This is a genomic window from Pseudomonas sp. FBCC-B1667, assembly GCF_059133255.1.
The window spans coordinates 492,321-503,270 of record NZ_CP101437.1; the positions used below are offsets into that span (position 1 = coordinate 492,321).

Annotated in this window: 4 protein-coding genes; all 4 read left to right on the forward strand. The window is 52.7% G+C overall.

The window, feature by feature from the left end:
• Nucleotides 1-195: 195 nt before the first annotated feature.
• Nucleotides 196-846, forward strand: coding sequence for a helix-turn-helix domain-containing protein (locus tag NL116_RS02115; RefSeq protein ID WP_494375822.1), 651 nt, complete (start codon nt 196-198; stop codon nt 844-846).
• Nucleotides 847-1,093: 247 nt separating this feature from the next.
• Nucleotides 1,094-1,420, forward strand: a complete 327-nt coding sequence (locus NL116_RS02120) for a phage holin family protein (RefSeq protein WP_248916893.1) — start codon at nt 1,094-1,096, stop codon at nt 1,418-1,420.
• A gap of 417 nt (nt 1,421-1,837) precedes the next feature.
• The gene (locus NL116_RS02125) at nt 1,838-7,081 is read left to right on the forward strand and encodes a Tc toxin subunit A (RefSeq protein WP_494375823.1); all 5,244 of its coding nucleotides are present in this window, start codon (nt 1,838-1,840) and stop codon (nt 7,079-7,081) included.
• Between the two features lie 140 nt (nt 7,082-7,221).
• Nucleotides 7,222-10,764 carry a Tc toxin subunit A-related protein gene (locus NL116_RS02130; RefSeq protein WP_494375824.1) on the forward strand — a complete coding sequence of 1,181 codons (3,543 nt, stop codon included), beginning with the start codon at nt 7,222-7,224 and terminating at the stop codon, nt 10,762-10,764.
• Nucleotides 10,765-10,950: the final 186 nt, after the last annotated feature.

A 10,950-nucleotide genomic window follows, 5' to 3' on the forward strand; every position in this document is an offset into this window, starting at 1 on the left:
GACTTGGTGTTGACGATCAACTTATTTTAAACCGAAATATTCGCCAGCAACTTACTAGGGGAAACGCTTGTCAGGGCCGCCGTAAGTAATAAGGAAGTCAATACCCGTAAAGCCGGATTCAAATATAAATGATGACTGTGTAGTCTGATTGTTTGGCCGTGAACAACAATAAGATCAAGCATGAGAAAGGCAGAAATGAGCAATTTTCATCTATCTGGTTTCAGCTGTGAGGATGGCAGTGTGAGAAGTGAAAATATTCATTACTTGCATAATTGGATCAAAAAAAATGGAGCGACAAAAATTGCAGAACCAGGTGCTCCCCTTATAGACAGTAATCGAAATCTAGTGTTGTCAATTGAAAGTGGTTCGTGGCGGTTGTTCGTTGGTGATCAGAAAGTCATAGGTGTGGTGGGGGCGGGAGGTATTGTATGGATTAACCGGTTTACGCAGCAGTGCAAGGGGCCCGCGAACAAGTGCGAAGTCATGTCGCGATCTGTTTATTACGAACTGCCAGAAGAGTTCATTCAACTTGCGACGGCGGATGCGTCCTTGGTGAAAGGCATTTTTGATTTTATGACGTGGAACACGAGCAACATTTCACGTAAGTGGTTGGCGCAGTGCGTGAATGATGGGTATGCCGAGGTCAAGTCCGCATTGGAATGGGTGAACGAACTCCCTGAGACCGTCAAGATAAAATGCACGGCCATTTCGTTTGTCACTGATACAACAGGGGTTTCCAGATCTCATGCGCTTTCGATCATGAAATCCTTGAAACAAGGAGGGTACATTGAAATGGATGGAGGGTATCTGGTGCGTATCATCAGAAAACTACCGGAAGGTTACTAGGTACTTATTTAAAGTCATGAATCTGACCTTACACCCGTTTCCCTGACATTCAAGCAGTGGGCAGTCTGAAATCATAGTTACGGTTGACGCGATTTTCATTATTTAGTTGTATGGCGTTTGCCAGTGCTGCACACCCGCTGATTCAGCTCTTCTATCGAATTAGGCTGTGCTTTTGCGGTCGATCATTTATAAAAAATCAAGCGCTGTTTTTTAGTACAGACTTTTCTGAATCATGGGATGCCGGGATATGAATAATTATGATCTGCTTTCGGACTTCATGAAGTCTTGGGCATATGTTTTGATTGCTGCCGTCGGTGGGGTTCTGGGTCATATGATGCGCAAGTTAGGGGCGCAGCAACCCATTCACATCGGTGAAACAACGCTACAAGGGGTGGGGGCCGCGTTTGCGGGCTATCTGGTGCTGTTAGGTTGTCGATCAGCGGGTATTCCACCAGAGATATCCGGCGTGATAATCGGCCTGTGTGGCTGGTTAGGGGCCGATGCGACCTTGATGCTATTGCAGTCCTATATTTACAAAAAACTGAAAATAAAGAGCTTTGACGATCGAAGCTGACTGCAGGCTTTGCAGGCGTTTCTACCGCGTGCTGCACCCTCGAAATTTCGAGATTAACATTGATGGACGACTATCTATGTCGTCCACTCACGTAGTGTTTGAATGTTTGGCCGAGCGCACAGTGCGAAATCAGACTTGGGCACTGAAAATCTTGATTTGCCAAAGTTACTATTTATAGTTTGTGGTGTGGTGTTTCTGTCACTCAGAGCAGGCGGGCGCCATCCAGTTGCTTGTCCATGTACTGTTTAAAGTGCATCCCAATGCTGTCGAATCTTTATTTATGTGGGCGTTTTTGCGGCTCGAAGCTTGTTATTCCGGCGAGCTGAGTATCTAAGGCCGGCTATGTAGTTACTCGTTGCATTTGGAGTGGAAGGTGAACATTTTGCAATGGTTAAATCAATACGAATGGAGAGAGTTATGTCTATAAAGAACCAACCCTCATCGAGCGCTGTTTCTTCAACCGAAGAAGCGGTGCAACGACTCAGTGATGAAGGGTACAACTCGATTTTCGACATTGTTCGTCAACCAAAAGTGGCTTTCTGCCAACAACTTTCGGTGCTGCCGATGGAGCAGGCGCAGGAAATTTATGCACTGGCCACGCAACGAGTGGACAGTCTCAATAGCATTGTCCGGGCTTATCGCTCGCGCAATGAGCCTGTTCTTCAATCACTTCCAAAGTTGGGTGTCAATCCGAGCCCACAGGCACTCACTGTTGCGCTCGAGCGCTCATTGGGTGGATCGCTTGATTTTGACGAACTCTTTCCGGATCGCTCCGCAGAGGGATATGCGGATGCCGCTTCCATCCAGTCACTGTTCTCTCCTGGTCGATACCTGACCGAGTTATACAAGATTGCCAAAGGCTTACATAAACCGTCGAGCCCTTTGAACATCGATAATCGTCGTCCCGATATCAAAACGTTGACGCTTAGCGATGATAATATGCTCAAGGAAGCGTCTACTTTGGGCATTTTGATTGATATTTTAATCTCGGGTATGCGGCGGGCGAATCCCGGCGCTACGCTGGCTTCGCTGGAAACGACCTACTTTCCGATGACGCTTCCGTACCATGATAACCTGGTTCAAATTCGTACCACCTTGAACTCGAAAGGTTCTTCTCTTCAACAAGTTTGGGACATTCTGCTCGATCAGCAGGCTTTGAACTTTAATCCCCTTGTCAGTTTCATTGTTGATGACATGAACGATGGAATTGCTACCCCCTCTCCGGCCACCCGTGAAGAATTGCTGCTGACTCCGACTACTTACCAGTTGTTAGTCGGGGCCGATGCAAGCGCAGAAACAATCCAGCGCAACTACAATCTCGACAGTGAAGACATCCACGTTGAGCTTAAACCCGTGTCTATCTTCACCTCTAAAACGGGGTTGAGTGTCAATAAACTGCTGGAGATGACCGGTCAGACTGATTCGAAAGGAACGTCCCCGGAAGATCAAACCAGTCGTTATTTCAAGTTTGGCTTTAAGGATGCCGTCGCGGTAACTGAGTTCGGACAATCCTATCTGTCCACGTCCGGTGACGCCGCGACCCCATTGCTAATGATTCAAGGGGCCAGCGGAGACGACCCGGCCGAGTTGAACCTGGACAATGAAAACGCAGTCTTGCTCGCTGATCGGGCCGAACGGCTCATTCGCTTGCAGCGTCAGTTGAAGCTCGAGTTCTATCAACTGGACTGGTTGATTAAAAATGCCAATTTGGCCCACAGCCAGGAACGCACCGAATGTTTGCTGTTAGACACCCCTGTTCTTGAGGCCATCGCCGAGTTTCAGCGCCTGCATACGGCGTACGCTCTGTCTGTCGATGCATTCGCCTGTTTCATTGGGGACATGAACACCTATGCCCCACAGTCTGTATCTAGCCTTTATCGCCAGGTCTTTACGTCAAAGACCGACGGTAAAACTGTGCCACTGGATGTGCTGGTGGACTTCGATCCCGAGGCGGGAGACGCCAATGCGAGCCTTATTGCCGGCAGTCTGGGCGTGTCGGCAAATGAATTGCTCGCCATGGCACAGCTGACCTTTACCTACCCCACAACCGCTTCATGGAATACTCGTTCAGCGGCTCAGCTTTACCGGCAGGCGATCATTCCGCAGATGCTGGGCATCACCTATTACCAGGCGGTTCGGTTGTGGAAAATGCTGACACCGGATCGGGATATGGCGCGGCTATTGGCCGGTGCTCCAACGCTTGAAACCCTTGCGCTCATTAAGCAAACCGAAGCTGTGCTGTTGTGGATGACGACTCATCAGCTAGCCATCGATGACGGCTTCAATTTGGTCACCGACCAATACATTGAAAACGTCACACCAGAGTTGTTCAACTTCGTCGACAACATCTACACCACGTTCGCGACGGACCCCGATGTCAGCATTCCGCTGTCAGAAGGGGTTCGGCAGAAATTGTTCAAGCTCATTTCCGCCACGTTCCAAGTCAAGGCCAATGTCATGGCGTGCCTGATCGACTGGCTTGATTGCACCTTCACGACGGTCCCCCGTCTCGGCGCGCCTGCGCAGCCTTACGGATTGTCCGACTTTTGGGTGGAAATCGATGAGCTGTTCAACAGCGGTGCGCCATCGATCTATGAAGAGCTACACAATTACCCTGATATCGCTCGCTACAGCCAGGCGCTGGGGCAGTATGCCTTGATTGCGCAATGGGCCAACCTGACCGAACAGGACCTGAATCTCATCGTCGCTCGGCCCTCTTCCGCGCGTCGCACGTCGTTCTCTGAAGGTGCCGTTTCGGCCCCTGACCTGAAGCTATTGCTCTTTATTTCCCGCCTCAAGGAATGGCAGCAGCGCATTGTCGTCTCCGAAGCGGAGGCAATGAGCTATTTCAAATACGCCAATCAAGCGGGCCAGACCGCAGCCTTTGCGACAGAGATGCTGGCCCGCATCCACGGCTGGGACTTGGATACCACCCGTGAAATGAATGACATGCTGGTGAGACGAGGAACCTACCCGGCCTTTGCGACCACTTTCGCCCACCTCTCACAGCTGGAAGCGTCGATGCAAGTCAGTTTGCAAAGTGGTTTAGGCTGCGCGCTGATCAATAGCCTCTACGTGATGTCGCTCAACAACGATGTTGCTGAAGACTCCTCGCTCATCCGAACGGTCGCTGAAACCTGTGCTGCAATGCTTTCATCTGCTGACGGCGTCGCAACGGGTACAGCACCTGTTGCCAAAGACGTCATCGTGGAGGGAGTCCCAACGGTGGGTGAAGTGCTGACCGGAAGCTATAGCTATGTGGATGCGGAGGGTGACCTGGAAGGCGAGACGCTTTTGTGCTGGTACCGAATCACCAACGATGGCGATAAGGAACAGCTGATTGAGGGTGCAAATAGCAGTACTTATACCCTGACGGTGGAGGATGAAAAGGCGACGCTTAAATTTTCCGTCTCCCCGGTTGCTCGGTCCGGCACGCCCATCATGGGCAGTGAGCAAAAGTCCGCAGCCACCGCCATCATCGCGCCTAAAAGAGGTTCTGCACCAACGGCGACTGGTTTGACTATCGAAGGGATTCAAAAAGTGGGTGAGACGCTGACGGGCCGATATACCTATTTCGATAATGATGGCGACCTGGAGGGGGAGACCACTTTCCTCTGGTCACGAGCCGGGGGCCATGGTGGCGGTGCTGAAGGAATTATTGAAGGGGCCGTCGAGCAGACCTATACCCTGACTGTCGCTGACGAAGGCGCGGTCCTTACATTTTTGGTCACTCCCAAAGCACGCACCGGTGATCCGGTGCTCGGCTCGCAGGCCATTGCCAAAACCGAAGCGATCTCTGCCAAAGATGGCACAGCGCCCGTGGCGAGTTCTGTGGCGGTCAGTGGTCGCGCGCAAGTCGGAGAGACGCTGAAGGGAACTTATCTCTATGCTGATGCTGAAGGCGATCCGCAAGGCGAAAGCACCTTCCGCTGGATGCGCAGCGTCAATGGTTCTGCTCCGATAGCCATTGCAGGGGCCACTGCAGCTACTTACATACTCACCGAGGAGGATGTGGGCGCGACGCTGCAATTTCAGGTCACTCCGATCGCCAGGACCGGTGTGCCCAATAAAGGAACGCCGCGAAACTCGGCAACGACCGAAATCGCAGTGTTTGGTCATGCCCCCGAGGCGAAGGGCGTGAACATCTATGGTTGCCCTCAGGTGGGTGAAACACTGACCGGCACCTACTGGTACGTGGATCAAGACAACGACGCGGAAGGTGAGACGCTCTTTCGATGGCTGCGCGCCGGTGGCCATGGCGGTGGCATGGAGGGAGTCATTGAGGGGGCAACCACGCAGTCTTACACCGTGACTGCTGAGGACGAGGGCGCTGTCCTGGCGTTTTCGGTCACGCCGGTCGCCTTAACCGGAAAGCCCAACGTGGGTGTGGAAAAAGTGGCGGCGACTCCACCGATTGCCGCTAAGCGGGGTTCACCGCCCATGGCTCAAAATGTGTCTATCCGCGGTTACTTGCAAGTGGGAGAGACACTGACGGGCACTTACGACTATGTGGACACGGAGGGCAACGTTGAAAACGGAAGTACATTCCAGTGGTTCAGGAACAGTGGGACTGAATTGGATGGGGCGATTGAAGGCGCCACTGAGCAAACTTATGTTCTTCAAGAGTATGACGTGGGCGCCACGCTGCAGTTTGCGGTCATCCCTCGGGCACTCACCGGGCTTCCCAATGTAGGTTTCGAGCGCATTTGCGCGCCTACCGCAATCGTTCAATTCGGACATCCACCCGAAGCCCAAAAGGTGGAAATCAATGGCTGTCTGCAAGTAGGGGAGACCCTTACCGGCACCTACGAATATGTCGATAAAGATAACGACCTCGAAGGTGAAACGACCTTCCAGTGGTATCGAACCGGTACGAACGCTGGCGCGATTGCGGGCGCAACACAAAAGACCTACCTGGTCACCTTGCAGGACCTGGGCGCTACGTTGCAATTTGAGGTCGCCCCCGTTGCGCGCACCGGAACGCCAGTAATCGGTCCGAAGAGAAAGTCGGCTCCCTCTGCAGTCGTTGAGGAGCCTTCTGCACCATCAACTCTTGAAGTGCTGGTCCAGGGCACCGCACGCGTGGGCGAGGTACTCGCAGGCAGCTACACCTATTACGATGAAAACCTCGATCAGGAAGGGCAGACGCAGTTGCAGTGGTATCGGGTAGGCTGTGATGGCAGTACCGAAAATCCGATCCCTGGCGCGACACACAAGCTCTACACCGTGGCCGAAGAGGATCTGGGGAATTACCTGATTCTGGCCGTCACTCCCGTTGCCTTGACGGGGGAGCCGATCCAGGGAGCAACGAGCAAATCAGCGCCAACTGACAGCGTTGTTGCCGGGCATGCACCGCAAGCCAGAGCCGTCATGATCGAGGGCACTCCGATTGTGGGGCAGACGCTGACGGGCAGTTATAAATACCTGGATCATGACCGCAACCTAGAAGGCGCAACGACGTTGCGCTGGCGCAAGAAATTCCTTTCCAAACCCGGACGTGGCTGGGAGGACATTGAAGGCGCAACAGGCAAAAAACTGCAGCTCACGGATGCTCATGCCGGACATATCGTTGCATTTTGCGTGACGCCAATATCGTTAACCGGCGCGCCTGATACAGGCACTGAAGTCTGTGCTTTTTCGACGCCGATTGATCACGAATAACAGGGCTTAACGGGTAGCTGTCGATCGCTGCAAAGATTAGCGATCGGCAGTTTTCCCAACTCTAAACATCAGTATGAATAGCTGAAGATTTTTCATTCTTTGTATATTTAGCTATTCATTGGATTCTTGTTTTCAAACTATTGTTTTGCGATATATATCGCCACGGAATTTTTATGAATAGTCAAGTAGCCATTAATTCGCTTCAAGAAGCTCGGCGCGACGCTTTGGTCGCCTACTATATCGCGCACTCTATTTCAGATGACGCCATTGAAGAAGATGTGAAATTGTCCGCGCGGGTAGAAACACCGGATGATCTTTTTGAGTATTTGTTGATTGACACCAAGATCAGTTCGCAAGTCACCACCTCGTTAGTGGCTGAAGCTACCTACAGCGTTCAGATGTATATCAACCGTTGCCTCAACGGTTATGACCCTGAGGTAGATAATGATTCCGGGTCTACGATGGTCACTGAGTCTCAGCCAGGTGGTTTTCTGTATGACTGGGACAATTACAACCAGGTCTTTTCCACCTGGGCGGGCAAAGAGCGCCTGCAATACTACCCGGAAACCTATCTGGATCCGACGCTGCGCTACAGCAAAACCGAAACGTTCAAAGCCTTGGAAGAAACCCTCAATCAAGGGCGAATCAGTGCTCAGCGGGTGGAAAAAGGTTTTGAGCAGTACCTGCTGAGCTTTGAAACCCTTGCCAATCTGCAGGTCATCAGTGGCTATCAGGCGGGTAACGAAATTTCGGTTAATAGCACAGACACCTTGTATTTTATCGGGCAGACGGAGAACTTCCCGCACGACTATTACTGGCGCTCCTGTAATTTGGCCATGCGCAATGATCATAACCAGTTACTCGGGGACGCCTGGTCACAATGGCTGAAAATCACCGCGCCCGCCAATGAGGCATGGGACGGGAAGGTGAAGGCCTGCTGGTACAAGGATCGCTTGCACGCTTGCTGGATCAGTCGTTCCGAAAGCGATTATGGCGATGGTCAATTGGCCTATGCTTTTAAGGCGAACATCTGGTACTTGCAAAGTAACGGTACCTGGGTGTCCTTGCGTCAAGAAGCACTAACATCTAAACCCGATGACTTTGCGTTAATTCACAATGTGGAGGAACAAGAACTAAATCTCTACCTGGATTATGCCGGGACATGGGAAAACATTAACGCCGTTCTGTATGACTCAATGAACATCTCAACTACCGAGGTTCGTCGTCCGGTATTTTATATCGACAACGGCGAACTCGTGCTGGATGCGGGTGAGCAGACTTCTTTCAGTGCAGAGACTCAAACGGTCATTGTAAAAATCGCCAATTTGGAAACCGACTCCGCTCAGCCCTTGATGAGCCGACTGCTCAGCCAAGGTATTAGTGGTCTGCTGGCTTATGATCTTCAAACACGTAACATCGAATGCGATAACACCCAGCCCATTGACTTCAATGGTGCTTACGGCCTGTATTTCTGGGAGATTTTTTTCCACGCCAGTTTTCTGATCGCCAATCGCTTTCTGAATGAACAAAACTATGCTGAGTCAGCGCGTTGGTACCAATATATTTTCGCCCCGACCGGCTTTCGGAATGCGGACGGCGAACTTGATCGTGTAGACGGTGATATCCGTTACTGGAACGTCGTGCCGTTACAGCAAGACCTGTCCTGGAACGACAGTCTTATGCATACAGTCGACCCTGATGCGATCGCGATGAACGATCCCATGCACTACAAGCTGGCGATTTTCCTCAACTCGGTAAACCGGCTCATTGAGCAAGGTGACAGCGCTTATCGACAGCTGCAGCGCGATTATCTGGCCCAGGCCAAGATGTGCTACTTGCAAGCCTCGCAAATGCTCGGGCCACGTCCGGTGATCGATTACACCAACAGTTGGCCGAACCCGACTGTCGGTGATGAAGCCGCAGCGATCGATCCTTCTTCTGGCATGCCGGATTCCGTGTCCTCGCTGCTGGCTCGCCAAGTGCAGTCGTACCTGGCTGAATCGAATGGGCACTTCCTGCCGCCGTATAACGCTGAATTGCTAGTGTATTGGGACAAGCTGGAGGTACGACTTTACAACTTGCGTCATAACCTCAGCCTGGATGGTCAGCCTCTCTCGTTGCCGCTTTACGCTGAACCCGTTTCGCCTAGCGATTTGCAGCGTCGGCATGGTACCGGCAACGATGCGGGGGGCAGCTCGGTTGCGTATAACGCACTTGCGAGTCAGTTCCGATTCGTGGTCTTGCTGGATAAGGCGCGGGCTGCGGTGAGCAATGTGATTCAGTTCGGTTCTTCGCTACAAAACACCCTGGAGCGTCGCGATAACGAGAACATGACCTTGTTGATGCAGTCGCAGCAACAGCAAATTCTCGGGTTAACCCAGGACATGCAATCGAACAACGTCACGGCCTTGCAGGAGGGGCTCCAGGCGTTGCAAGAAAGCTTGCGTGGAGCACAAACGCGGCTGTCGCATTTCAACAATCTGTATAACAACTGGATTTCCGGCAGTGAACAAACGGCCATGGATCTGCGTGTGTTGGCGGGGGCGCTCAACACGGCGGCCATGATCAGTAATGTGGTGGGGGCCGCGGTGGAAATGGCGCCCAATACCTTTGGCTTGGCCTGTGGTGGCTCGCGCTGGGGCGGTGCGGCACGCGCAGTTGCCTTTGGCCTGCAAGCCGCGAGCACCGGCCTTGAGACTTCAGCCCAGCGTCTGGATATCAGTGAGCAGTACCGCCGTCGACGTGAGGAATGGCAGCTGCAGCGAGATATGGCCACCAGTGAAGTCGCTTCGCTGGGTGAGCAAATCGAGTCGCAACGCCAACAAATCACCATGGCGCAAAAACAGCGAGCGATTACTCAGCAAGAGCTGGCCAATCAGCAAGCGGTGTATAGCCTGCAATCCACCCGCTTCACCGGCCTGGAGCTGTACAACTGGATGAGCGGTCGCCTGTCCTCGCTGTACTACCAACTCTACGACGCCACGTTGTCGCTGTGCCTGGCCAGCAGGAATGCGCTGGCTCGTGAAATCGGCGCACAGCGCGCGGGTAATCTCTTCAGCACGCCGATGTGGAATGACCTGTATCAGGGTTTGTTAGCCGGTGAAGGCTTGATGCTCGAGCTGCAAAAACTGGAAAACACCTACCTCAAAGACGATGTGCGCGGCCTGGAGGTGCAGGCGAGTGTGTCGCTCAACGCACAGGTCACATCGGCTGACAGTGGCAACACTTTCGGGAAGATGCTCAGTGCGGTCTTGAACGAAGAGGAGCCTATTAGCGCCGTCGGTGGAGTGAACATGGCCATGGTGAACAGCAATATGCTGACCGTTACCCTGGACCTCTCAGCACTCTCGTTGAACACCGATTACGGTTCCACGGGAAAAACCGGACGCCTGAAAAATATCAGCGTGACCCTGCCAGCCTTGCTCGGTCCTTATCAGGATGTGAAGGCCACCCTGGGGTTGGGCGCAACGTACGTAGCGCTGTCACGAGGCCTGGATGATTCGGGGCTGTTCGTCGTCGACTTCAACGATCCGAAATACCTGCCGTTCGAAGGGGAAGCCACGGACAGGGGCATTCTGACCCTGACGTTCTTCAAGGCCGATGCGTCCGGCAATCAGCGCGCGCTGGTCGAGAGTCTGGTCGACGTCATCTACCACATCCAGTACACCCTCAAAGACTACTGATCCTCTGATGTCTAGCCGTGCTCGTCGATCGGGCACGGCTCGCTGTCGCCTAGACAAATGGAAGACATGATGAACACGAACAATCAAAAAGAAACCTCAACCGTTGCCGTTGCCGCGCCGTCATTGCCCAAAGGGGGAGGTGCTATCCAGGGAATGGGAGAGGCGCTGGGCAGTGTGGGAATGTCG

Bases quoted from the DNA above. Each gene is read 5' to 3' on its own strand.
- NL116_RS02115 (WP_494375822.1), top strand. From the start codon at position 196: ATGAGCAATTTTCATCTATCTGGTTTCAGCTGTGAGGATGGCAGTGTG.
- NL116_RS02120 (WP_248916893.1), top strand. From the start codon at position 1,094: ATGAATAATTATGATCTGCTTTCGGACTTCATGAAGTCTTGGGCATAT.
- NL116_RS02125 (WP_494375823.1), top strand. From the start codon at position 1,838: ATGTCTATAAAGAACCAACCCTCATCGAGCGCTGTTTCTTCAACCGAA.